Genomic DNA, 24,295 nt, shown 5'->3' on the forward strand with positions numbered 1-24,295 from the left:
TGCGAGCCGACCCCATGACCGACAGCGCCGAGTACCGGGCTGCGAACGACGCCGTTCGCAGCCGTTTCTTCCACCGAGTCTGGCAACTCACCGTGCCCTACTGGCGCAGCGAAGAGAAGGGCATGGCCTGGCTGCTGCTGATCGTGGTGATCGCCCTGTCGCTGGTCGGCGTGGCCCTCAGCGTCTGGCTCAACAGCTGGTACCGCGACTTCTACAACGCCCTGCAGAACAAGGACCTGAAGAGCTTCATCCACCTGATGCTGATGTTCTGCGGCATCGCCGCGGTGTTCATCCTTACGGCGGTGTACCGGCTGTACCTCACGCAGATGCTCACCATCCGCTGGCGCCGCTGGCTCACGGAGAAGCACTTCGCCGCCTGGCTGGGCGACAAGAACTACTACCGGCTGGAGCAGCGCGGGCACACCGACAACCCCGACCAGCGTCTTTCCGAAGACCTCAACAGCTTCACCGACACCACCCTGACCCTCGGCCTGGGACTGATCCGCAACATCGTCAGCCTGGTGTCCTTCTCGGTCATTCTCTGGGGGGTGTCCGGCAGCATCGAGCTCTTCGGTCTCAGCATTCCCGGCTACATGTTCTGGGCGGCGCTGCTCTACGCTGCGGTCGGCAGCTGGCTGACCCACCTCATCGCACGCCGCCTGATCGGCCTGAACAACCGCCAGCAACGCTACGAGGCGGACCTGCGTTTCGGCCTGGTGCGGGTGCGCGAGAACGCCGAAAGCATCGCCCTGTACAACGGCGAGGCCAACGAAAGCAACCGGCTGATGGGGCGCTTCCGCAACGTCTGGGGAAACTTCTGGGAACTGATGAAGGTGCAGAAGCGCCTGACTTTCTTCAGCTCCGGCTATGCCCAGATCGCCACTGTATTCCCCTTCATTGTCGCCGCGCCGCGCTACTTCTCCGGACAGATCCAGTTGGGCGAACTCATGCAGATCAACTCCGCTTTCGGCAACGTGCAGGACGGCCTGAGCTGGTTCATCGACGCCTACGCCAGCCTCGCCAGCTGGCGCGCCACCTGCGACCGTCTGCTGAGCTTCCGTGAGACCATGGACGAGACTGCCCACGAGTCCGCCAATATCGACGTGCGCAAGACCGGCGACAACCTGCAACTGCACAACCTGACCCTGAGCCTGGGCAGCGGCCGCGAACTGCTGCAGCCCACCAGCCTGGCGCTGAACCCCGGCGAACACGTGCTGATCGGCGGCCCTTCCGGCGGCGGCAAGAGCACCCTGCTGCGCGCCATGAGTGGCTTGTGGCGCTACGGCAGCGGCGTGGTGCAAATGCCCGACGCGCGCAGCCTGTTCGTCCCGCAGAAACCCTACCTGCCCATCGGTACCCTGGCCGAGGCGCTTTGCTATCCGGAGGCGGGCGACCGTCATGACCCCGAACAGATGAAACAGGTGCTGCATCTGTGCCGCCTGGATTCGCTGGCGCCGCGCCTGGATGAAGCCGATCACTGGCAGCGCGTGCTCTCCCCGGGCGAGCAGCAGCGCCTGGCCATCGCCCGCGCGCTGCTCTACGCACCGCAGTGGCTGTTCCTCGACGAAGCCACCTCCGCGCTGGACGAAACCGACGAGGCCGCGCTCTATCAGGTACTGCTCGACCAGTTGCCAGGCGTGACCCTGGTCAGCATTGGCCACCGGGTCAGCCTGAAGCGATTCCACCCGCGCCAACTGCGCCTGGAAGAGCATCGTTTGCAGGAGATCGAGTCCGTTTTGCCGGCGTAGTGGCAGTTTGATTCACTGGGATTGTGTGATCGGGTTAGTGGGAAACATCTGAAAGTCTTCTCAGACATGATGATTTCTTCTTATTTATTTACATTTTTCAGTGTTTAGCCGCTGCGAAGTTTTCAAGAACAGGTACCCTGTGCAGCCCGGTCCGAGCAGGATCGGGTTTCGTAAGATTCAACGGTACCTCGCATGAGCTTCCTTTCCCCTACCCGGCAGGCATTGACCCGTTCGGACCTGCAGCTGATCGATCGGCGCCGGTTCCTGCTGGTGGCCGGCTGCACCGCGCTGCTGTTCGCCGTGGTGGCCTTCGTGGTCGGAATCTGGGTGGGGCGGGCCAACGTCGAGCCGCTACCGGTGCCCGTCGTCGCGAGTGCCCCCGACTCCTCGGAGGAGGATTCCGCTGAGCGCTTCGCAGCGGAGCGGATAGGGGAGTTGGCCGGTCGCCTGCAAGTGCTGGAGAAAGACGCCACCTACCTGCTCAAGGCCGTCGACAGCCACGAGGAAATCGCGCGCAAACTGTCCAAGGTCGACCCTGAGCTCGCGCCAAAGCCCCAGGAGACGCCCGCCAAGGGCAAAGGTGGAATCCTGCTGCCGCCGCGCCCCTGTGCCGAACCGTTGCCCGCCTCCGGCGTCGATCTGGAGCGAAGCGAGCGCTCGGCAAAATGCCTGCGTCGGGTATTCGACCTGCTGATGGACCAGGTGGCGCGGCGCAACGCCGACTTCATGGCCATTCCCGCCCGTCGCCCGATGGAGCAGGCGCGCCTGGGGTCGCCTTTCGGCAACCGGGTCGACCCCTTCAATCACCATCTGGCGTTCCACTCCGGCCAGGACTTCTCGGCGCCGACCGGCAGCCCGATCCATGCGGCAGCTGGTGGGCGCGTCATTGTCGCAGGGCCGAATCCTTCCTATGGCAATCGCGTGGAGATTGACCATGGCAACGGCCTGGTCACGCGCTATGCCCACGCCTCGAAACTGCTGGTGAAAGTGGGCGACGTGGTGCTGCCGGGGCAGGAGATTGCCAAGGTCGGCTCCACCGGGCGCTCCACCGGGCCGCACCTGCATTTCGAAGTGCTTTACCACGGCGAATTCGTCGACCCACAGAACTTCCTCTCTCTGGGAGGCATGGAGATCGATAGCGATGGTATGGCCTCGGACTAGGAAACCCTCCACCCGCGACCTGCTGCGCGCCGAGCACCGCCCCCATGTTCCTCGTGGTTCCGCGACGTTGGGCCGTGCGGCCTTGCTCCTGGTGCTCTTGCTGGCAGTGGCGCTGGCGGGCGTCTGGTTGATGCGTCACCAGGATGATGTGGCGGGGCGCGAGCAGGCCGATGAGCTCCAGGTGCTGCATGCGCAGCTCGAGCAATTGACCGCCGAACTGGAGGACAAGCGCCTGCAGGGCGACGAGGACCGCGCCAATCGTGAACAACTGATGCAGCGGATCGACGCGATGTCCGCCGAAATCAAGAAACTCAAGACTGAGCTGGCCTTCTACCGCCAGCAGAAACCTGGCAAGTAGTACGCGCGAGGAAGTGCGATGTTCAGCAACAGCAAGAAGAAAGGCCCGCAGGTGTCGGTGGACAAGTTCTCCAGCCTGCTCTCGGGCAATGTCGATCTGGTCGGCGATATGCAATTCCAGGACGGCCTGAAGATTCTCGGCACGGTGAAAGGCAATGTCTGCCACAAACCCGGCGCGGCCAGCCTGCTGGCGCTCAGCGCGGAAGGGCGGATCGAGGGTAACGTCAGCAGCTACGACGCCCTGATCGACGGCACCATCATTGGTGACCTCTATGTGGAACACCTGCTGGAGCTGCACTCCAATGCCCGCGTGGTCGGCAACATCCAGTACCGCCAGCTGAGCATGGAAAACGGCGCGACGGTGGACGGCAAGTTGACTCGCCTGGCCGACGGCGAGGCGCCCAGGCCGCTGGAGCTGCCGGCCCCAGTGCGTGAAGAAGAAGCCGAAGCCTGATCTTCTTCAGGGCAGGAATTCGACCTTGACCAGGCGCTCGCTGCTGCGGCCACGGTCATCGGTCACTCGCAGATGATAGTCGCCGGAGCGCGGCGGGCGCCAGTTGCTGCCATCCTGTGGGGCATTCTGCGCCACCAGGCTTTGCTCGGCGAACCAGTAGAGCCGACGCGCATCGCCGGCTGCCGTGGCTGCCAGCGGAATGCTGTCCTCCGGATGAGAAAGGCGAAGGCTGTAGGCAACTTGCTGCAGAGGTGAGCGAATTCGCGGGCCTTCTTCGACCTGCACCGAGCTGGCCAGACAGTCTCGTGCTCCCTTGGGCAAGGGGCGGCGTGGCAGGCCGGCGGCGCGAAACAGCCGCTGCAGGTCGCTTGGCCAGAACTCATAAACCTCCTCGTGCCGGTACTTCGGATCGAGCTCGCCACACACGGCGCGCCCGGTACGGCTGTCGATCTGTACCGGGCGGTGCAGGTCGGACACCTTGATCGGTGATACGCCGGGGATGTACCACGTCTTGCGGGTTTGCGGGCACCAGCGGTTGGGCAGGTCGCCGGAGGCTTGGCACACCTGGATGCGGGCAACTCCGGCTGGCGGTTTGTCCATCGGGTCCCGCTCATTCGGCAGCGCCAGTGGTAACGCATCGGCGATGCGGAAGAACAGCGGAGCCGCGGTCTTCACGCCGACGAAGGCCGGATTGCCCCGTCCGTCGAAATTTCCCACCCACACCACCAGTACGTACGGCCCCACAAGCCCACTGCTCCAGGCATCGCGAAAGCCCCAGGAGGTGCCCGTCTTCCAGGCGCTACGCCATTGCCGGCCTCGGCCCTCCTGCGGCAGGCCGTCGGGGCGTGGGTTGTGGCGGAGCATGTCGCGCACCAAGAATGCCGCCTGGGGGCTGAGCAGGGCCTCTCCGCTACCCTGGGGCGTTTCGAGCAGGTAGCGCAACTGACGCAGCCGCCCGTCGCCGCCCAGTGCCAGGTAAAGCCGGCCGAGGTCTTCGGGCGTGACTTCCCCCGCGCCCAGCGTCAGCGCCAGGCCATAGTGCGACTCGGCACGCAGGCCCTGTACGCCGGAACGCTTGAGTAAGCCGTAGAGCGTCGGCGCGTGCAGTTGGCCAGCCAGGGTCACGGCGGGAATATTGCGGCTGCGCACCAGCGCGTCCTGGGCGCTGATCGGGCCGACGAAGCGCCCGTCGTAGTTTTCCGGCTGGAAGTAACCATAGGCGCTGGGCGCATCCTTAAGAACGCTCATGGGATGGATCAGCCCCTGGTCGATGGCCAGGCCGTAGAGGAACGGTTTGAGTGTCGATCCCGGCGAGCGCCGCGAGGTGATACCGTTGACCTGTCCATGGATGGATTTGGAGGCGTAATCCGCCGAGCCCACCAACGCCTTGACGGACTGATCGCGCCGGTCGATCAGCAGGGCGACGGCGTTTTCCACGCCTTGTGGTCGCTGTTCGCTGATGTATTGTTCGATCAGTCGTTCCAGTAGTTGCTGCAGTGGCAGGTTCAGCGTGGTTCGCAACTCTCGCTGGGGATAGCGCTGGAGCAATTGTTCGCTGAGATGCGGCGCCAGGAATGGCAGCTGCGCTCGCGTGCGCGCTTGTAGTGGTAGCTCCAGCGGCCCGTCGTTGCGCGGATCATCCGGATAGTTCTCGCGCCAATTGGCGAGCAGGCGCAGGCGTGCGGCCTCCAGCGCGTCGCCGAAACGTGCGCGGCGCCCTGGTTGTTGAGGAATTACCGCCAGGGCCAGAGCTTCGGCAAGGGACAGTTGTTCGGCGGGCTTGCCGAAATAAATGCGGCTGGCTGCTTCGGCCCCTTCGATGTTGCCGCCCATGGGCGCCAGATTGAGATAGGCCTCAAGGATCTCGTGCTTGCTGTATCGCGCTTCCAGCCAAAGGGCCAGGGCCAGCTGCTGAACCTTGCCGGGAACCTGGCGGGTATTCAGCTCATAGATGCGGCGAGCCAGTTGCATCGTCAGGGTCGAACCGCCCTGACGCATGCCGCCGCTGTAGGTGGACTGCATGGCACGCAGCAACGCCAAGGGATTGATGCCAGGGTGCCAATGGAAGCGCCGATCTTCTTTCAGCTGGATCGCTTGCACCAGTGCCGGTGCCATGCGCTCCAGTGGAATCCATAGTCGATACTGCCCGTCGTTGGCGAGGGTCAGGCGCAGTAGCTCGCCGTGTTCGGCGAGTACTACGCGAGAGGAGGGCGCTACCGATTGCAGCGGAGCATGCGGCCAGAGCCGCAAGCTCGCCAGCAGGGCACAGGCCAGCACCGCGCCCAGGACGAGAGGGCGCCCTCTCATGCGGCGCCCTCTGCATCAAGGTGCTTCGATTTCAAGCTGTCCTGCCTGGCTGCGGCCTTGCAACTGGGTGTCGTAGAGCCCTTCGGCGTAGGCACCGGGCGTGATGAAGTGTCCAGCGTTGGTCGCCCGCACGCGGTAGACGAACGACCGCACATCCCGGCTCACGTCGCCGTAGAGCACGATGCGGTCGTCGCGCACATCGACGAAGTCGGGCTTCCAATCGCTCAGCCGGTTGGTGCCCAACGGCGACTGCCAGGAGCTGTCCTCCTCCCCGTCGTCGTCTTCATCGCCGCTGTTGCGCCTGGGTGGCGATGGTGCCTGGGTTACCGGTTCGACGCCGCCGGGCAGAAGATCGACCATGGCCACCTGCGGGATATGGTTGCGCTCGACAGCGCGCAAGCGCAGGCGCACCAGGAACTCATCACCGACGCGGACTTTCTGTAGTGGCTGGCCACTTTCGTCGAGGAATTCGTGGGTGACTTCCAGGCCCTGGCGCAGCGCGTTGTTACTGCCCGTGCGGTCGAACCCGGCCTCGCTGAGTAGATAGAAGGCCGGCGTGTCACCCTGTTTACTCAGCTCCAGTGCGCTGACGCCCAGCGGGACCGCGCTGCGCGGAGGTTTTCCGGCGAGGGTGAGCAATTCGCTGCGCTCACCCAGCAGCGCTTTGGCTTGCAGCGACATGTTCGCCCCGGCGCGCTGGCCGTAGTCGTCCAGTGCACGCAGCAGCAATGCAGCCGAGAAGGAGTTGTAACGCTGCTGGTTCAGCCACTTGCCCAGGTTGTCGAACAGCTCGACGGGCACATCCTCCAATTGCTCGGGGAAGTGCCGGGCCAGCAGATGAAGGTGCTCGGCATCCTGTACCAGCGGATCGTAGTACAGACCGTCACTGCTCCAGGTATTGTCCAGGCTGCTCCAGGGCATGCTGCGAATCAACCGATCTGCCTGCTTGTCCTGTCGGCTCAGCTTGTAGCTGGCGGCGAGGTAGGCGCTGCCAAGGTCCTTTTCCCACTGTTTGGGGAAGTAGGTCTCGTAGCGCTCGCGGATGTCCGACAGCGCGCTGCCCACCTGGATTCCCTGTCGGCTCAACAGGTAGCTGGCATAGGCGCGATTGCGCAGCTCGCCCAGGCCGTTGCTGGGCGAATTGGCCAGCGTGCCCAGGTACATGTTGGCGCGCTCGAGTAGATCGGTCGGCACCTTGAAGCCGTGTTCCCTGGCCTGGATCAGGAAGTCGGTTGCGTAGAGGCTTGCGTACGACGCCGTTTCCGGTGAAACCGCCCACAGGCCGAAGCCGCCGCTCTGGTTCTGCCGCTGGCGCAGGATGGAAATGGCGCCGTCCACCTCGCGCTGTGCATCGGCGTTGGTGGAATCGCTCCACACCAGCGTAGGCATGCGTTTGGACACCAACTGCTCGGTGCAACTGTAGCCATAGTCGTCCAGGTAATTGCGCAGACCTTCGGCCCATACCAGAGGCGAGGCATCGAGGCCGACGTTCACCTTGCGCAACTGGCCGAACAGGTCGCGGCTGAGCGGCAGCTTGTGGGTCTTCTCATCGAAGCGGCCGAGGCTGAGCTGGATGCGGTGCTGCGAGGCGGGCCGGATGGAAATGGTCTCTCCGATCTGCACGCGCTTGCCGTCGGCCAGCTCCGCGACCAGCTTGAGGTCGGCCGAGCCCAGGCGCTCCAGAGACTTGAGGCGGAACTCAGCGGCGCCTTCACGGTTGGGCTCGATCTGCAGTTGCGGGTGGAGATTCTCCACCAGTTGCAGACCCACGCCGGTCTCCAGTTGCACCTTCACCACGGCTGCGCCCGGCAGATTGTTGAAGACTCCAGCGCTGATGCTGAATTCGTCTCCCGGCGCGACGAAGGCCGGTACGTTGGGCGTCAGCACCAGCGCTCCGCGAACCTCGCTGCTGCCCTCGGCGACACCGATGCTGTTGTCGTCGACCGCCACCGCGAACAGGTGCAGTTTGCCATTGAAGCTGTCCGGCACTTTGTAATGCAGCGTCGTATCGCCGGCTGGCAGGTCGATCAGGCCTGACCACCAGGCCACCGGCGGCTGGCGTTTGCGCTTGAACGGATTGAGATGGCTGGCCAGCGCGGCGTCGGCGTCACCACCCGGTGCAGCCGCACTCATCAGGCGGCTGAACTCCGGCAGGATCAGATCGAGAATCTGGCTGGTGCTGACTTCCAGGGCGCGTTTCTGGAAGAACAGGCCAAGGGGGTCGGGTGCCTGGTAGCGTGCTACCTGCAGGATGCCTTCGTCCACGGCGTAGACCACAGCACGGGCGGGCCGCGCGCTGTTGACGTGGATGTCCAGTGTCTGGCCTGGCTCCAGCTTCTCCACGCTGTCGAGCTTGAGCGTCAGGCGCCGTGCATCGAGGTTGATGCTGAAGGGCTGGACGCCGTAGGACAACGGGCTCATGTAGACCTCTGGCGACTGCGGGTCACGGACGAACTGCACGTTGACGTAGGCGTTGCCTTCCATCCCTTCCGGTATCCGGATGTGCTGGACGCTGCTGGTGCTGTCGGCCTTGAACCATTGTTGGGCGTAGACCTTGTCACGCTCGATGGTGATAAGGCCGGCGCCGGCGTAGGGCGCACGGATGCTCACGGTAATCTCGTCGCCGCTGGCGTAGCTGCGCTTGTCCAGCTTGAGTTGCAGTTCGGCGTTGCGCTCCAGCGAGCGCGAGGTATTGGCCAGTCCCTGGACCTCGTAGTCGACCTGGTTGAGCAGCTTGTCGTTGGCATCCTTGAGGCGCAGGGTGAAGCTGCCGGGGTTGCTGGTGTCCAGCATTTGCATGGCCTGGCCATCCTGCAGCACGAGCGGTTGCGCGGCGGCGACAAGGTCCTTGACCCGCGAGACGTAGCGGTATGTGCCGTCGGATTGCTTGACCAGCACCGAGACGTAGCGGTGTTCCACCAGTTCGGTATGCAGCCCGTCGACCGTCACCGGTTCGAGCTGTGGGTCGACTGCCTGCCAGTGCACCTCACGCTTGGCGCCCTTGGCGATGTAGTCCAGCGGGTCACTGCTCTTGACGCCCACCAGGTAGGTCGCCGGAGAGACCAGCAGGGTGCTCTGTGCCGCGACGTTGCGACCGCCCTCGGCCTCGTAGACCTGCGCCAGAACCTGCAGTTGATAAGTACTGTCGGCGAAGCGCTTGAGGCCCAGATCGAGCGTGGCCTGCCCTTGGGCATCGGTCTTGCTCTCGGCGAGATCCTCCTGGTTGGCCTCGCTGAGGCTGTCGGCGATCAGGAAGCGGTAGTCGGCGTAGCGCGGGAAGCTGACGTAGGTTGGCGACAGGACCATCCGCCCGGTGATGCGACGGTCGGAGGCGGGCGCGCCGAACAGATGCAACGCCTTGAGTCTGGCTGCGACTTGCTGCGGAGCGAGCCAGCCGGCAACCGGGACGTCGGACAGGCTGAGGCTGACCTTCATGCGATCCGGCTCGAAGTCGCGGACCTTGAAGCTGGTACTACCCAGAGCAATGCGCCGCTGGTCCTGGCCAATCAGGCTGAGATTGGCGGTGTAGTCACCCGCCGGGGCGACTTCGCTGCTGGCAAAGTCGTACGTCTCGAAGCCGCTGGCGGACAGGGTGAGGCGTTGCCGCACTATGGTCATGCCTCGTGGGTCGGTGATCTGTAGTTCCAGAGGCAGGCCTTGCAGCTGCCCTTTCCAGTCGCTCTGGCGGACGATCATGCCAAGATGCGCGGTTTCGCCCGGTCGGTAGAGGCCACGATCAGAGAACAGATAGGCGGCCAGTCGCGTGCTGTCCCCCGCATCCTGCTTGCCACCGACATCGAAGCGCGACAGGTCCAGACGGTGGCTGTTCTGGTTGATCGGCAGGAAAGACTGATCGTTGCCACGACTGACGACGTACATCAGGGGCGTCTTTTCGCGGCGCAGTTCGTCGAGCTTGGCGAAGTGAGCACGGCCTTGCGCATCGGTTTTACCATTGGCGACCGGCAGGCCATTGCGGCCGATGATCTCGACCTCGGCTTCGGCGACGGGCTCGCCACTGGCAAGCGACTGGACGAAGACGTCGTGGCTGCCGTCGGCCCAGCGTTTGGCGATGATGCCCAGGTCAGTCACCACGATGAAGCGCAGATCGCGGGCGTCGTTGCTCCCGTAATCATCGAAGGTGAGCTTGCTCGGGGCATCGCCGGGGCTCAGCTTGAGCACGAAGATGCCCTTGCGGCCGCCGTTGGCGCTCAGGTACTGGGTGAGGTCGACGTTGTCGTAAAGGGTTTTCGCCGGATCGCCTGCCGCTAGCGGAACGTCCAGTGTCATGCGCTCCACCAGACGGTCGAAATACTCGTTGGAGAAGCTGGGGCGGGCAAAGTTGCCGTAGTTCTGGTCCACCAGATGATGAAGCTGGTTGGGCAACAGACGGGCGATTTCCACATGGGCGCCCTTTACCCCGCGGGCCATAATGCCCAAACGGCGTTCGCCGTTCAGGCTGAGCAATGCGCCGTCGGAGAGGAAGCGCAGCGTGCGTGGGTAGGCCGGCATGGTCAGCAGGCTATAGGTTGGATCCCTGCCCAGATAGCCGCCCACGGCCTCGATCTTGCCCGCCACTTCGACATACAACTGGCGCTTGGGTTGTCCGCGGAACTTGAAAGCATGGCTGCTGTTGAGCGGCTCCGCGCTGGGCACCTGGGTGAGCGTGACGGGCTCGGAGCGCTTGAGCATCGCCTCGTCGACTTCGCTCTGCGACCAGTTGCTCCAGCCGTTACTGCTCTCGGGCAGCAGCCAGGCCTTGACCTTTCCAGCCAGCGCTTCGTCGCTGACGGCACTGGAACTGCTGAACAGCAGCACCGGCTCCGGTTCCCCGCGATCATTGTCGGCGAAGGCGATGCTGGCGTGGCTGAAGCTTAGCTGGTAGCGACCAGGAACTGTCACAGAGGCCCTGAGGGAGCGTTCGGTACCCTTGCCGCCGGCTTTGGCGTGTACCCCGTCGGCCAGTGTCAGGTCGATCTGGCTGGCTTCCAGCGGCATGGTCAACGGTGCGGAGTGAACATAGGCGCTGAGGTGGGTCTCGTCGAAGCTGATTTGCGGTGTGATGCCGGCCTGGGGGTCGCGGTAGCTCAGCCCCTTTCCGAGGTTGATGGCTACGCTTTCGCGCAGGCTTGCCTCATCGACGGGATGACTGAAAGTCAGGGCGACTACCATCGTCTTCAGGCGGCTGTCGGTCGGGTCCTGGTAAAGCTCCTGGCGGCTCACGCGCCCGGAGAAGGCTGCGGTGGAAAACTCGCTCTGGTACTGATCCAGCAGCACGCCGCCGGCCAGCAGGTCCTTTCTGCCAAGCGTTACTTCGTACTGCTGGCCGATGGGCCAATCTGCGGAAGGGGTGAACTGCAGGGTGCGATCGCTTGCCCAGTGCCAGGCACCAGCGACTTCGGGGCTGAGGCTCACGCCTTTTTCCACCGGCTTGCCGATCAGCTCCAGCGGCGCTACGGATTCTGCGAACACCACCCGCAGCGGATTGATCTGCGGGCCTTCCTTGCGGTAGTTGGTTACCGGCGGCGCCTGCACGCTGTACGAGACCTTGTGTGGTTGCGGTAGGTGGCTGTACCAGTACCAGCCATAAACGCCCGCGCCAACCAGGACCAGCAGCACGCCGAGAACGCCGGCCGAGTGGGCGGGGCGGGCGGCCATCGAGCGCCCCCAGGGCTGCAGCAGGTGACCGAGGCCACTCAGCCAGGCAGGTGCCTGCCAGCTGACGCCGAGCAGATGGCGAAGCAGCCAGCGCAAGATACGTAATGGCAGAAGCAACAGGGCGACGAGCAGGCTGAGGAAGCGACGTAGCTGCGACATTGGGGTATCCGTCCGTTGGATCAGCGAAACAAGTGGGGCGCAATTCTGACGTCTGAAGTTGGCCGGAAGAATGAGATATGTCTGAGCAAAATGTGGCTTTGATCGCAATGTTTAGGCAGGCGATTGCCGAACTCGCATTGCAAACCGGCGTGCTTGTGCGGCGCAAGCCTTGATATCATCGCGGCCCCACTGCTCTTGCCGCCGCGCCCATGCTAGTCCTGCTGCTCCAGACACTCAGCATCACCGCTCCGGTGTTCGCCATGCTGTTCCTCGGGGTGCTGCTGCGCCGCGTGGGGGCGATCAACCCGGAATTCATCCAGACCGCCTCGGCACTGGTGTTCAACGCCACCATGCCGGCGATGCTGTTCCTCGGCATCTACCACTCCGACCTGCACAGCGCGGCGCGCCCGGAAGTGCTGTTGTACTTCTGCGCGGCGACCCTGGTGGGTTTCCTGCTGGCCTGGGGCTGGGCGGCGTGGCGGGTGCCGCGTGAGGAGCGCGGCGTCTACGTGCAGGGCTCGTTCCGCGGCAACAACGGCATCATCGGTCTGGCGCTGGCCACCAGCCTCTATGGTGACCATGGCCTGGCGCTCGGCTCGGTCCTCGCCGCCCTGGTGATCCTTTGCTACAACACGCTGTCCTCGGTGGTGCTGGCGATCTACAGCCCGAGCATGAAGTCCGACCCGCTGAGCATCGCCCGCAACGTCATCTGCAATCCGCTGATCATCAGTGTGCTGGCCGCGCTGCCGTTTTCCTGGTTCGGCATCGGCCTGCCGAAGTGGCTGCTGACCTCCGCCGACTACTTCGCCCAGATGACCCTGCCGCTGGCGCTGGTGTGCATCGGCGGCACCCTGTCGCTGGCCTCGCTGCGCGAGAGCGGCGGGCTGGCGATCAGCGCGAGCCTGATGAAGATGGTCTGGCTGCCGCTGATCTGCACCTCAGTCGCCTGGGCATTGGGCTTCCGCGGCGCCGAACTGGGCGTGCTGTTCCTCTATTTCGCCAGTCCCACGGCGGCCGCCAGCTACGTCATGGCCCGTGCGGCCAACGGCAACCACGAGCTGGCGGCGTCGATCATCGTCATCACCACCCTGGTGGCGGCGCTGACCACCAACATCGGCATCTTCGTCCTGCAGTGGGGCGGCTGGATGTGACTTGGGGGAAGTCGAGATCCTTCCAATTGGTGTTGCGCAAAAGGCTATTCAGTTTGTAGGACATTTCTGAAAGATCGCCCTGAGTCGCAACGCCGCGCGAACGCCGTTCCGCGCGTCGACAAGACCGGTTACATTTGGCTCCCCCGCCATGCACGATCAAGGAATGTTCATGCAGCTCACGCGTCGGATGGTTCGTGCCGTCTTTATTCTGTCAGCCAGTCTCCTGGCTGCGACGGTCGCTGCCGAACCGGGTGCGGAGCTTTCCAGCCCCACTGCCGGCTGGCGTTATTCCGGCCTGACCGATGATCCCAGCGTCCCGCGCGTGGCCTATCCCACGCCTCCCATCGACCGTGGTGACGTTCGTGGCCGCAGCCTGATCGAAGGGCACCTGCGCGAAGTCTCCGGCGTCGACCGTGCCCAGCGCCTGGTGGTCAACGGCAATCCCCTCCCGCTCTACACCGATGCCGAAGGAAAATTCGTTCGCCCCTACAACTTCGGTGCGGGTAGCAACAGCGTTGCGGTCAGCAGCGACCAGGGCAAATCCCTCAAGCGCGTGCAGTTCTATGAAGCCAACCATGGCCGCATCCCGCCGCGCATCCGCCTGGCCCTGGGCTGGAACGACCCCAAGGCCGAACTCGACCTGCATATCGTCACGCCCGATGGGCAGCATGCCTTCTGGGCGCAGCCGCGCCTGAGCAACGGCGGCGGCCTGGACCCGGATGGCGTCGACGGCCCCGGCCCGGAAATGTTCACCATGGCCGCGCCGCTGCACGGCACCTACCTGGTCTACGTGAACTACTGGGGCAACTACAACGCCAGCCAGGGTTACAACTTCCAGGAAGGCAATCACGAGCAGGACGTGATCACCGCCGAGATCAACCTGGTGTTCAACGAAAATACCGTCAACGAGAAGCGCGAGACCTTCGTGGTGCCCATGCGGACCATCGGTGATCTGGTGCTGGTGAAGACCTTCAACTACTGAATTCGCCCCTCGCAGGGATGACACGGGACAAGCGATCCATGAGCGACAATACGCCCTCCAGCAGCCAAGACAGCACCCCTTCGCCGACGCCGGCCCAGGCCCCGAGCCGTGGCCCGCTGATCGCCATCGGCGCGCTCGCCGCCGCGCTGGTCGCCGGTGGCCTGGCCCTGGCCTTTGGCCTGATTCCCGCCTTCCATTCGGCGCCGGTAGGCACTCTGGAGGCACCGGAAAACCCGGAAGTGGCCCGCGACCTCAAGCGCCCGGACGCGCTGATCGAGAGCGCCTCCCTCAGCCAACTGCCCAAGGCGGTGCTGGAAGTGCCGCTGCTGCGCGACGTGCTGACCGAGGACTTCGTCTTCTACTACGAGAACAACGCCGACCGCCTGGGCCTGACCGGTACGCTGCGGCGCATCGTCTACGAGCATGACCTGACCCTGAAGGACAGCGTGATCGAGGAGCTGCTCGACCAGCCGGCCCAGGTCGCCCTGTGGCGCGGTGCCGATGGCCGTCTGCGCGACTTCATGGTGGTGCTCAAGCGCGGCGGCCTGGCCAAGGTGCTGGAGCCGCTGGCCAAGGTCGCAGCCGATGACACCCAACTGAAGAAGGTTGCGGACATCCAGGTGAAGGGCAGTGCCACGCCCGTCTACAGCCTGCGTTACGGCGCCGAGAAAACCTTGCTGTTCGTCTCCCGTGGCGACCAGATGCTGGTGCTGTCCAATCCGAAGATGCTCTTCCCCAACCCGGACTACGACAATCTGGGCGAGCCCGATGCTGCCATCGCCAAGGACCTGGGCAGCGCGCTGGAAGGTGAGCCGCTGTTCGCCAGGGACTTAGCCCTGGAGCCGCGCGGCGAGCTGAAGCAGCGCATCACCCTGAGCGCCGGCGTGCTCGCCATGGGCTACCAGCGCTTGATCCCGACCTTCGCCGGTGTGCGCTTCGAACAGGGCAAGGACGGTTGGCACAGCTACCTGGCGCTCAATGAAGTGGCACGTCAGCCGGACCTGGATTTCACCCCCGTCTGGCAGGCCATGCCCATGGGCGCCAGTGCCTGCGTCGCGCTGCCGGTTACGCCGGGGCTGTACGACAACATGCTGGTGAAGCTGGGCGCCGAGCAGAAGATGGCCGCGGCCTTCTCCGAGCACCTTTCCGGTGCTGCCGGCCTCTGCTGGTACCCGGAGTCGCGCCTGCACTCGCCGCTGCTCGCAGTGAAGCTCGACGCACCCGCCAGCCCCGAGCTGGACGATCAACTGGGCAAGCTGTTCGGCAGCATGATCGGCGCCTACGAGGCCAATGTGGAGGCGGGCGCCTTCGAGGTGGAAAGTCGTGCCGAAGGCGATGGTCGCCTCTGGCAGCGCCAGGTCAGCTCGCGCTTCGGCCAGTACCCGGCCAGCGAGGCGGAGAATCCCGACCAGGTCAGCGGCAACGGCTTCTTCCGTGTCAGCCTGCTGCGCGATGGCAACACCCTGCTGTTCTCCATCGACGACAAGCTGCTCGACAAGGCGCGCAATACCCTGGCCAAGCGCTACCCGCCGCTGGCCGACGTGCTGCCCAAGGATGCAGTGGTGCCGGCCTACCTGGCGCCCACGACGCTGTCCGAGCTGCTCAAGCGCGAAACCCTCGACAGCCTGCCGCAGGACCTCGAGCCGGTGTTCCGCAACGCCGCCGATACGCTGCTCCTGCCGCGCCTGAAGACGCTCGCTGGCAACGGCTCCTACGCCCTGACCCTGCCGGCCGGCAGCGAGCCGAGCGGCGAATGGGAGTGGCTGCCGCTGGACTGGAAGGCGCTGTGATCCGCAAACCCCTCACACTGCTTGCCGGTCTGCTTGTCGCCACGCTGGCGCACGCAACGGAGCCGGCGCTGGATGCACAGCAGACCCAGGTGTTCCGCGCCTGGTTCGTGCGCATCGCCGAGGAGCAGCTGCGCCGTGGGCCGAACCCGCGCTGGTATCAGCAGGACTGCGCCGGTCTCGTGCGCTTCGCCGCCAACGAGGCGCTGAAGGTGCACGACGCCAAGTGGCTGCGCGCCAACGGTATGTCCAACCGCTACCTGCCGCCGGAACTGGAACTGTCCGACGCGCAGCGCAATCTCGCGCAGACCTGGCAGCAGGGCGGCGGCAAGACCGGCCCCTACGTCAACGCGATCAAACTCGTTCAGTACAACAGCCAGTTCGTTGGCCGCGACCTCAATCAGGCGCGTCCCGGCGATCTGATGTTCTTCGACCAGGGCGATGACCAGCATCTGATGATCTGGATGGGCCGCGACATCGCTTATCACACCGGCACTCGTACGGCGACCGACAACGGCATGCGCTCGGTCAGCCTGCAACAACTCATGACATGGAAGGACACCCGATGGATACCCGACGAATCCAATCCCAACTTTATCGGCGTCTATCGCTTGTCCTTCCTGACCCGATGAACGCGCTGCGCGGCATTGCCGCTGCCCTGGCCTGCGCCGGCCTGTTCGCCGCCGCGCCCGCGATCGTGCAGGCGGACGACGACGTCCCTGCGAGCAACTACACGCCCATGGCCGGCGAGTCGTTCTTCCTGCTGGCCGACTCCAGCTTCGCTTCCGACGAAGTGGCCAAGGTGCGCCTGGAAGCGCCGGGCCGCGATTACCGCCGCTATCGCATGGAGCCTTACGGTGGCGCGGACATCCGCGTCTACCGCATCGACCAGCCGCTGGACTTCCTCAAGCGCCAGAAGAACCTGCACCGTGTGCTGTCCGAAGGGCAGTTCAAGGGCGAGGGCCTCTCCAACACCCTGGCCTACCTGTGGGACAACTGGTACCGCAAGTCGCGTCGGGTGATGCAGCGGACCTTCTCCTACGAGTCGCGCCAGCAGGTCACCGAAGTGGTGCCCGAGCTGAGGATGGGCAATACCATGCGTGCCCCGACGCCGTATGACCCACAGCCGCAGTACGCGCCGATCCCCGGCTTGCCGATGGTCAGCCAGTTCCGCTACCCGCTGTGGGACGCCAAGCCGATCCAGCCGCCCAAGGAAGTCACCCTGGCCGGCTCCTCCAGCGAATTCATCAACGTCGCTCCCGGCAACGTCTACGTGCCGCTGGGCAAGTTGAAGCCCGGCCTGTATCTGGTCGAAGCGCTGGTTGGCAAATACCGCGCCACCACCGTGGTGTTTGTTTCCAACAGCGTCGCGGTGAGCAAGATCGCCGGTAACGAGCTGCTGGTCTGGACCGCGCGCAAGCATGAAGGCACGCCGGTGGGCGGCGCCAAGGTGCTGTGGACCGACGGCCTGGGCGTGATGAGCAGCGGCAGCAGCGACGCCGATGGCCTGCTGCGCCTGCAGCACGTCAGCCCCGAGCGCTCCTTCGTGATCGGCGAGGACGAGGAGGGCGGTGTCTTCGTCTCCGAGAACTTCTATTACGACAGCGAAATCTACGACACCAAGCTCTACGCCTTCACCGACCGCCCGCTGTACCGTCCGGGTGACTGGGTGTCGCTGAAGATTGTCGGTCGTGAGTTCAAGAACTCCCGCGAATCGCAGGCTCCGCAGGCTGCCCCGCTGCGCCTGTCGGTGATCGACGCCGCCGGTACCACGCTGCAGACGCTGGACCTCAAGTACGACGCGAAAAGCGGCACCAACGGCCGCTTCCAGCTGCCGGCCAATGCCGTCGCCGGCGGTTACGAGCTGCGTTTCGATTACCGCGACCAGACCTACAGCAGTGCCTTCCGCGTTGCCGAGTACATCAAGCCGCATTTCGAGATTTCCCTCGACCTGGCCAAGCCTGACTTCAAGACAGGCGAGCCGGTGAAGGGCAACCTGATCCTGCTCTACCCCGACGGCAAGCCTGTGGCCAACGCGCGCCTGGAGCTGAGCCTGCGCGCCCAGCAGCTGTCCATGGTGGACAACGAACTGCAGTATCTCGGCCAGTTCCCCGTGGAGCTGTCCAGCGCGCAGATCACCACCGACGCCCAGGGCCGCGCCGCGCTGGACCTGCCGGCGGCGGAGAAACCCAGTCGCTACATGCTCACTGTGTTCGCCAGCGATGGTGCTGCGTACCGCGTGAAGACCAGCAAGGAAATCCTCATCGAGCGTGGCGCCGCGCGCTATCGCGTGAGCGCGCCGCAGCGCTTCAGCGCCGCTGGCGACAAGGTCGAATTCAGCTACGCCGCCGAACAACAGACGCAGATTTTGCCGACCGCCTACCGCTGGCTGCGCCTGGAAGACCGCAGCAGCGGCGACGGCGCGGTGGCCGACGGCAAGTTCGCCATCACCTTCGACAAGCCCGGCACCTATAGCGTCGAGCTGCGCGACAAGGCCGGCCAATTGCTCGGCGGTACTGGCCACTCGGTCAGCGGCGATGGCGTGAAGGCCGTGCCGGGCACGGTGGAAATCGTCCTCGACAAGGCCGAGTACAAGGCCGGTGAAGAAGCGCTGGCGCTGATCACCTTCCCCGAACCGGTGGACGACGCGCTGCTGTCGCTGGAGCGCGACAAGGTCGAGGCCACCGCGCTGCTGTCCAAGGGCGGCGACTGGCTGAAGCTGGAGAAGCTCAACCCGACCCAGTATCGCGCGCGCATTCCGGTGAAGGCCGAGTTCTCACCGAACCTGACCTTCTCCGTGCTCTACACCCGCAGCGGCGACTACAGCTTCCAGAACGCCGGCATCAAGGTCGCGGTGCCGCAGGTGGAAATCGCCGTCAGCACCGACAAGGAACGCTACGAGCCGGGCGAGACGGTCACCGTCAACCTCGACACCACCTATGCCGGCAAGCCCGTCTCCAGCCACCTCACCGTGAGCGTGGTGGACGAGATGATCTACGCGCTGCAGCCGGAGATCGCGCCGGGCATCGACCAGTTCTTCTACCACCCGCGCCGCAACAACGTGCGCACCAGCGCCAGCCTCGCGTTCATCAGCTATGACGTGGCATTGCCGGGCACGCCCAGCGCCCCCGGCCGCGCCAACCGCAGCGAGCGTGGCGTGAAGGTGCTGGAGCGCCCGCGCCGCGAGGAAGTGGACACCGCCGCCTGGGAACCCGAGCTGGTCACCGACGCCAACGGCAAGGCCCAGTTCAAGTTCCGCATGCCGGATTCCCTGACCCGCTGGCGCATCACCGCCCGTGCCATGGATGACGAAGGCCAGGTTGGCCAGAAGAAACAGTTCATCCGCTCGGAGAAACCGCTGTACCTGAAGTGGAGCGGCCCGAAGCGCTTCCGCACAGGCGATGCGCCGGACCTTGGTCTGTTCGTCTTCAACCAGGGAGAGCAGGACACCAAGGCCGAACTGCTGGTCCGCGCCAATGGCGAGGAGAAGACCCAGGCGCTGGAGCTCAAGCGCGGCGTCAACTACATCGCCCTGCCCAAGCAGCCGCTCAGCGACGGCGACTGGAGTGTGGAACTGCGCCAGGACGGCCAGGTGCGCGACAGCCTTGGCGTGCACTTCAGTCTCGTGGCGGACAGCTGGCAGGTGCTGCAGTCCAAACCGTTGCAGGTCAACGCGCAGAACACGCCGCTGCAGCTGCCGGCGGATGCTCGCGATGTGAGCCTGCGCCTGGATGACAGCGCCCAGGCGCTGCTGCGCGGCAATCTGGATTCGCTGCTCGACTATCCGTGGGGTGGCGTCGAGCAGACCGCCAGCCAACTGCTGCCGCTGAGCGTCGCCTACCCGATGCTGGCCAGTGGCGAGCCGCGTGTACGTGATCGCCTGCGCCTGATCCTGCAGACCAGCCGCCTGCGCCTGGTGCAGATGGCTGGCCCGGACGCCTACTTCACCTGGTGGGGCGGCGAAGACAACGACGCCTTCCTCACTGCGTATGCCTACTACGCCGACTGGCACGCCAGCCGCGCGCTGGAAATCCAGCTGCCGCCGGACCACTGGCAGCGTGTGCTGGAACTCTACTCCGCGCGCGCCAGCGCAACGCCGCTGCTACAGCGTGCGCTGATCCTGGCCTTTGCCCGCGACATGCAACTGCCGGTGCAGACCCTGGTCAGCGGCCTGCTCACCGACCTGGAAAACGCCGGCAACGGCGAGGCAGCGAAGTCCGTGAACGACTTCGACAGCGACGACAGCCTGGTCATGGGCCAGCCGGACTCCGAGCTGGGGCTGGCGGTGGCTCGCGTGCTGACCGCCAGCCTGGCCGAGCAGAACAAGGTCGCGCTGCCGCCGGGCTTCGCCAAGCAACTGGATGGCGCACGCCTGAAGCTGAACACCAGCGACCAGCCGTTCGCCCGCGCCGTGCAGCTCTACAGCGGTAGCGTGGACGCCAGCCGCGCTCGCGCACTGCTGCTGAGCCTGGCGCCGCAGCAGTCCACCGTCGAACGCGCCCTGGCGCTGACCTGGATGCAGCGCGCCGTGGCCGAGGCCCCGGCCGCCGAATTGCCCAAGCCGGTGGTGGACTGGAAGGAAGGCCACAGCACCACGGGTGACGCCTTCTGGCAATGGCAGGGCAAGGAGGTGCCAGCGCAGCTGGACCTGAGCGCCGCGCCGTCGCGTCCGCTCAATGCTTCCGTGACCTTCCGCAGCGCCGAAGCGCCGGCCAGCCCGTTGCCGGTGACCATCAAGCGCCGCCTGCTGCGCCTGGTGCCCGGCGAAGACGCCTTCGCCTTCAAGGCCGAGGAGCTGGGTGACAAACCGCTGTCCAGCGACGAGCTGTACCTGGACGAAGTAACCCTGACCACCGACCAGGCGCAAGCCCTGCGCTACGGCATGCTGGAAGTACCGCTGCCGCCGGGCGCGGACGTCGAGCGCACCACCTGGGGCCTGCAGATCAGTGGCCTGGGCGGCGTCGAGGCGACCAGCCTGGAGCGCGCGCGCAACGAGCCGGGCGACCTGTTCTACGGCGTGCCGGTGGATACCCTGGGCGGCGAGCTGCGCTTCCGGCATCTGGTCCGTTTCTCGCAGAAGGGCGAGTTCGTCCTGCCGCCGGCGCGTTACCAGCGCCTCTATGCGCCGCAGGAGCAGGCGCTGGAGCAGCAGCCGGCCCTGGCGAAGATCAAGGTCCAGTAATCCATGCGCGCGCGCCTTGCCGGGCTGATCCTGCTGTTGCCGCTGAGCGCCCTCGCGGCGCCCGGGTCGCAAGAGCCGGCGCAGCTGGCCTGGCGCACTGCGCAGGGTGATGAGCTGCTGCGGCTCGGGCCGCAGCAGGTACTCGATCGCCAGCCCTTGCCGGCTGAGCTGAAAGCGCCGCTGGGCAGCCTGTGGAAGCTGTTTGTCTATGCCTGGCTGAACGACACCCATCAGCAGGAGCCGGCCTATCAGTGCCGAGGCGAGAGCAAGGAAGAAGTCTATTGCTGCGCGGCCGGGCAGAGCATCGAGCGCGACGCCGCGCTGGTGAAGTCCTGCGGCCTGTACTTCCAGCCGCAGCGCCTGGGCATCGCGGGTTCGGTCTGGCAGCAATACTGGCAGGCGCGCCATGCGCCGGAATGGATCGTCCGGTTGGACAAGCTGGCGCCGCAAACCGAAGTGCCGGTCGCCGAGTTACTCGATCAACTTCAACATCTGCCGGCCCAGGAGCAGGCGCGAAAGGTCTTGCTCGATGTCAGCCTTGCCGCCGATGACGGCCGCGCCCCCGCCGTTCTGGGTGGACGCCTGCGGGTGAAGACCTGGAGCTGGGATGAGAACGGCAGGCGCGAAGGCGGCTTTGCCGGTTGGCTGGTGGACGGCACGCCGCTCTGGGCGCGCGGACCGGGCACCAGCAAGACGGTGCTGGCGACGTACGGCACTGCCATCGGTGCCGCACTGCCGGCCCCGTGGCCAAGCGATCCGGGCCGTTGCGTCGAGGTCGGGCTGTTCAGCCGCTATCCGCTGAAGGAGGTCTACGACGCGCGCAATCAACCTGCCGCCGAGGGCTTGCTGGCAGGCCGGCAGAACGTACTGTTCGCCAACGGGGTTCGCCTCGACGTGGACAGCCGCGGCGATCTGTTCCTCGAACGCAGCCCCCAGGGGCCGCGCCTGACTGCCCGTCTTTCCCGCGAGGAATACGTTGCACGAGTGCTGGATCGCGAGGCATCGGCCACGCCGCCGGAAGCCGCCAAGGCGCTGGCGGTGACCATCCGCACCTACCTGTTGCAGAACGGCGCCCCGCGCGGCGACTGCCTGAGCATCGACGACAGCAGCCAGCGCCAGCGCGTGGCGCCGCGACCGGCCAGCGAGGCGGCGCGCGGCATCGCCGCCTGGACCGCCGATCTGGTATTGGCTGGCGGTACTGTCACTTATCACTCGGACGAGGCAGGGCAGTCGAAACTCTCCTGGCGCGACGCCCAGGGGCAGGCCGCCAAGGGCCTGCGCTATGACGCGATCCTCGCCCGCGCATTCCCGCGCACCAGCCTGAGCCGCTGGAGCAACCCGACCGCGGCCTGCCAGCCGCTGCCGGAGGCCGAGCGCTGGCTGCAGGCGCAGCGCCGCGAATGGCGTCCGCGCCTGGAAACCGAGGCGGGCTACGAGGAATTGCAGTCCTTCGCCGTGTGTCGCCTGAGCAGCGGCCGGCCCTACGTCGACCGCGAACGCCAGCGCATCTTCGTGCGTGGCCTGTATTCCCAGCAGGACCGCCTCGACCTGGCTCACGAATACCTGCACCTGGCCTTCCAGGCGCACCCCAATGGACAAGACGAGGGCTACGTGGAAAGCCTGGCCCGTCGCCTGATACTGGAATGATCGACATGAAACTTGCCCATGCGCTCCGCCTGTCTCTGCTCGCCAGCCTGATACCGCTGGGCGTGCAGGCCGCCGAATCGCCGATCCGCCTGGATACTCCGCTGGGCGGCTGGCGTGCGGGCGACGGCGACAAGGCCGACTTCCGGCAGACGGTGAACTACCCGGCGTCCTCGGTGAACGCGCGGGACGACCAGTCCGATACCGCGCGCATCCGTGGCGAAATCCGTGGGTTGCCCAAGGACAGCAAGGAGCCGGCGCGTCTGGTGGTCAACGGCGTGGCCATGCCGATGCGGGTCGAGAACGATGGCAGGTTCGACCGTCCCTTTGCCTTCCCGGCCGGTTCCAACAGTGTCGAGGTCATCAGCCCGGACGGCCAGCAGCACAAGCGCGTGCAGTTCTACCACGGCGGCGGTGGCGGCGAGGTAGCGGCGAAGCTGCGGGTCTTGCTGTCCTGGGACTCGGACAACACCGACCTCGACCTGCACCTGGTGACGCCCGATGGCGGACACGTCTGGTACGGCAACCGCTCACTGCCCAACGGCGCGGCCCAGGACGTCGACGTGACCACCGGCTACGGCCCGGAAATCATCGCCAGCCCGACGCCGCTCAGGGGGCAGTATCTGGTCTATGTGAACTATTACGGCGGCGGCTGGAGCTCGGATGAAAGCTCCGGCGACGTGAACGCGGCCAAGCCGTTGACCACGGCGCAGGTGACCATCGTCACGGAGGAGGGCACGGTGAACGAGAAGCAGGAGTCCTTCCTGATCCCGATGCGCCAGCCGGGTGAGCTGACCCTGGTGAAGCGGTTCAGTTATCCGTAACGGAAGCTGAACACCGCGTAGGAGCGGACTCTGTCCGCGATGGCATCCGGCGCGATGCGTACCTATCGCGGACGAAGTCCGCTCCTACCTAGAGGTCGAGTCAGGCTTTCTGATCCGCCAGCCAGGCATCGATCACTTCCTGTGCCGCGCGGAAGGCGTCGATGGCCGCCGGGACGCCGGCGTAGACCGCGCAGTGCAGCAACGCCTCGCGAATCTCTTCCACGGTGCAGCCGTTGTTCAGGGCGCCACGCACGTGGCCTTTGAGCTCCTGCGGGCATTTCAGCGCGGTCAGCGCCGCCAGGGTGATCAGGCTGCGGGTCTTGCGCGGCAGGCCTTCTCGGTTCCAGACGCCGCCCCAGGCGTGCTCGTTGACGAAGTCCTGCAGCGGTTGGGTGAACTCGGTGGCATTGCCCAGGGCGCGGTCGACGAAGGCGTCGCCCATCACTTCGCGGCGAACCTGCTCGCCGGCCTTGCGGTTGTCGTTGCTCATTCTGACTCCTTCAGAGACCTTCCAGGCGCACCGGCGCGGTGCCGGAGCGCAGCATGTTGAGTTGTTCGGCAGCGGCCTTGGAGACATCGATGATGCGGCCACGACCGAACGGCCCGCGGTCGTTGATGCGCACCACGACGCTGCGGCCGTTGTCGAGGTTGGTCACTCGCACCCGCGTGCCGAAGGGCAGGGTGCGATGCGCGGCGGTCAGGGCGTTCTGGTTGAAGCGCTCGCCACTGGCGGTGCGCTTGCCATGGTGGGCCTTGCCGTAATAGGACGCGGTGCCTTCGGCGCGGTAGCCGCGGCCGGAGACTTCCGAGTCGCTGTCATAAGACGGGGTGCTACAGCCGGCCAGCAGGGCCAGGCAGCCGACGAGGGCCATGGGTCGCAGCAT

15 protein-coding genes are annotated in these 24,295 nt (G+C 65.5%); 11 read left to right on the top strand and 4 right to left on the bottom strand.

Annotated elements, in window-relative coordinates; genetic code table 11:
• Positions 1 to 14 precede the first annotated feature (14 nt).
• The 4 genes from UB43_RS06060 (at position 15) to UB43_RS06075 (ending at position 3,720) form a co-directional block, all read left to right on the top strand.
• A complete protein-coding gene (locus tag UB43_RS06060) occupies positions 15 to 1,748 on the top strand; it encodes an ABC transporter ATP-binding protein/permease (RefSeq protein ID WP_045209555.1) in 1,734 nt (577 codons plus the stop codon).
• Positions 1,749 to 1,940: 192 nt separating this feature from the next.
• Positions 1,941 to 2,909, top strand: a complete 969-nt coding sequence (locus UB43_RS06065; protein WP_045209556.1) for a M23 family metallopeptidase — start codon at positions 1,941 to 1,943, stop codon at positions 2,907 to 2,909.
• Between the two features lie 91 nt (positions 2,910 to 3,000).
• Positions 3,001 to 3,267: a hypothetical protein gene (locus UB43_RS06070; protein WP_256205098.1), complete on the top strand. Its 267-nt coding sequence runs from the start codon at positions 3,001 to 3,003 to the stop codon at positions 3,265 to 3,267.
• An 18-nt stretch (positions 3,268 to 3,285) separates the two neighbouring features.
• The gene (locus UB43_RS06075) at positions 3,286 to 3,720 is read left to right on the top strand and encodes a polymer-forming cytoskeletal protein (RefSeq protein WP_045209558.1); all 435 of its coding nucleotides are present in this window, start codon (positions 3,286 to 3,288) and stop codon (positions 3,718 to 3,720) included.
• A gap of 6 nt (positions 3,721 to 3,726) precedes the next feature.
• Here the strand turns inward: UB43_RS06075 and pbpC are convergent, their stop codons facing one another.
• The gene (gene pbpC, locus UB43_RS06080; protein ID WP_045209559.1) at positions 3,727 to 6,027 is read right to left on the bottom strand and encodes a penicillin-binding protein 1C; all 2,301 of its coding nucleotides are present in this window, start codon (positions 6,025 to 6,027) and stop codon (positions 3,727 to 3,729) included.
• Between the two features lie 15 nt (positions 6,028 to 6,042).
• Entirely contained in the window at positions 6,043 to 11,841 is a 5,799-nt protein-coding gene (locus UB43_RS06085) for an alpha-2-macroglobulin (RefSeq protein WP_045209560.1), read from the bottom strand.
• A 209-nt stretch (positions 11,842 to 12,050) separates the two neighbouring features.
• On the opposite strand from UB43_RS06085, the gene UB43_RS06090 reads away from it, so the two are divergent.
• The 7 genes from UB43_RS06090 to UB43_RS06120 all read left to right on the top strand — a co-directional run bounded on the left by UB43_RS06090 (position 12,051) and on the right by UB43_RS06120 (position 23,411).
• A complete protein-coding gene (locus UB43_RS06090; protein ID WP_045209561.1) occupies positions 12,051 to 12,992 on the top strand; it encodes an AEC family transporter in 942 nt (313 codons plus the stop codon).
• A gap of 187 nt (positions 12,993 to 13,179) precedes the next feature.
• The gene (locus tag UB43_RS06095) at positions 13,180 to 13,974 is read left to right on the top strand and encodes a YfaP family protein (RefSeq protein ID WP_045210215.1); all 795 of its coding nucleotides are present in this window, start codon (positions 13,180 to 13,182) and stop codon (positions 13,972 to 13,974) included.
• Between the two features lie 38 nt (positions 13,975 to 14,012).
• Complete coding sequence (locus UB43_RS06100) at positions 14,013 to 15,764, top strand: DUF2138 domain-containing protein (protein WP_045209562.1); 1,752 nt, start codon at positions 14,013 to 14,015, stop codon at positions 15,762 to 15,764.
• Positions 15,728 to 16,393, top strand: coding sequence for a DUF1175 domain-containing protein (locus UB43_RS06105; RefSeq protein ID WP_045209563.1), 666 nt, complete (start codon positions 15,728 to 15,730; stop codon positions 16,391 to 16,393). Before UB43_RS06100 ends, UB43_RS06105 begins: the two co-directional genes overlap by 37 nt.
• Positions 16,390 to 20,943, top strand: a complete 4,554-nt coding sequence (locus tag UB43_RS06110; RefSeq protein WP_045209564.1) for an alpha-2-macroglobulin — start codon at positions 16,390 to 16,392, stop codon at positions 20,941 to 20,943. Before UB43_RS06105 ends, UB43_RS06110 begins: the two co-directional genes overlap by 4 nt.
• Positions 20,944 to 20,946: 3 nt before the next feature.
• On the top strand, positions 20,947 to 22,590 hold the full coding sequence (locus UB43_RS06115; RefSeq protein WP_045209565.1) for a DUF2300 domain-containing protein: 1,644 nt from the start codon (positions 20,947 to 20,949) through the stop codon (positions 22,588 to 22,590).
• Between the two features lie 5 nt (positions 22,591 to 22,595).
• Complete coding sequence (locus UB43_RS06120; RefSeq protein WP_045210216.1) at positions 22,596 to 23,411, top strand: YfaP family protein; 816 nt, start codon at positions 22,596 to 22,598, stop codon at positions 23,409 to 23,411.
• A 100-nt stretch (positions 23,412 to 23,511) separates the two neighbouring features.
• Here UB43_RS06120 and UB43_RS06125 read toward each other — a convergent pair whose 3' ends face one another.
• Both UB43_RS06125 and UB43_RS06130 read right to left on the bottom strand, forming a co-directional pair.
• The gene (locus UB43_RS06125) at positions 23,512 to 23,901 is read right to left on the bottom strand and encodes a carboxymuconolactone decarboxylase family protein (RefSeq protein ID WP_045209566.1); all 390 of its coding nucleotides are present in this window, start codon (positions 23,899 to 23,901) and stop codon (positions 23,512 to 23,514) included.
• A gap of 10 nt (positions 23,902 to 23,911) precedes the next feature.
• Entirely contained in the window at positions 23,912 to 24,295 is a 384-nt protein-coding gene (locus UB43_RS06130) for a septal ring lytic transglycosylase RlpA family protein (RefSeq protein ID WP_045209567.1), read from the bottom strand.

The organism is Pseudomonas sp. 21 (assembly GCF_000955805.1).
Lineage (GTDB): Bacteria > Pseudomonadota > Gammaproteobacteria > Pseudomonadales > Pseudomonadaceae > Pseudomonas.

Excerpts from the sequence above, each read along its gene's own strand:
- UB43_RS06060 (WP_045209555.1), top strand. The coding sequence starts at position 15 with ATGACCGACAGCGCCGAGTACCGGGCTGCGAACGACGCCGTTCGCAGC.
- UB43_RS06065 (WP_045209556.1), top strand. The coding sequence starts at position 1,941 with ATGAGCTTCCTTTCCCCTACCCGGCAGGCATTGACCCGTTCGGACCTG.
- UB43_RS06075 (WP_045209558.1), top strand. The coding sequence starts at position 3,286 with ATGTTCAGCAACAGCAAGAAGAAAGGCCCGCAGGTGTCGGTGGACAAG.
- pbpC (WP_045209559.1), bottom strand. The coding sequence starts at position 6,027 with ATGAGAGGGCGCCCTCTCGTCCTGGGCGCGGTGCTGGCCTGTGCCCTG.
- UB43_RS06085 (WP_045209560.1), bottom strand. The coding sequence starts at position 11,841 with ATGTCGCAGCTACGTCGCTTCCTCAGCCTGCTCGTCGCCCTGTTGCTT.
- UB43_RS06090 (WP_045209561.1), top strand. The coding sequence starts at position 12,051 with ATGCTAGTCCTGCTGCTCCAGACACTCAGCATCACCGCTCCGGTGTTC.
- UB43_RS06095 (WP_045210215.1), top strand. The coding sequence starts at position 13,180 with ATGGTTCGTGCCGTCTTTATTCTGTCAGCCAGTCTCCTGGCTGCGACG.
- UB43_RS06100 (WP_045209562.1), top strand. The coding sequence starts at position 14,013 with ATGAGCGACAATACGCCCTCCAGCAGCCAAGACAGCACCCCTTCGCCG.
- UB43_RS06105 (WP_045209563.1), top strand. The coding sequence starts at position 15,728 with ATGGGAGTGGCTGCCGCTGGACTGGAAGGCGCTGTGATCCGCAAACCC.
- UB43_RS06110 (WP_045209564.1), top strand. The coding sequence starts at position 16,390 with ATGAACGCGCTGCGCGGCATTGCCGCTGCCCTGGCCTGCGCCGGCCTG.
- UB43_RS06115 (WP_045209565.1), top strand. The coding sequence starts at position 20,947 with ATGCGCGCGCGCCTTGCCGGGCTGATCCTGCTGTTGCCGCTGAGCGCC.
- UB43_RS06120 (WP_045210216.1), top strand. The coding sequence starts at position 22,596 with ATGAAACTTGCCCATGCGCTCCGCCTGTCTCTGCTCGCCAGCCTGATA.
- UB43_RS06125 (WP_045209566.1), bottom strand. The coding sequence starts at position 23,901 with ATGAGCAACGACAACCGCAAGGCCGGCGAGCAGGTTCGCCGCGAAGTG.
- UB43_RS06130 (WP_045209567.1), bottom strand. The coding sequence starts at position 24,295 with ATGCTGCGACCCATGGCCCTCGTCGGCTGCCTGGCCCTGCTGGCCGGC.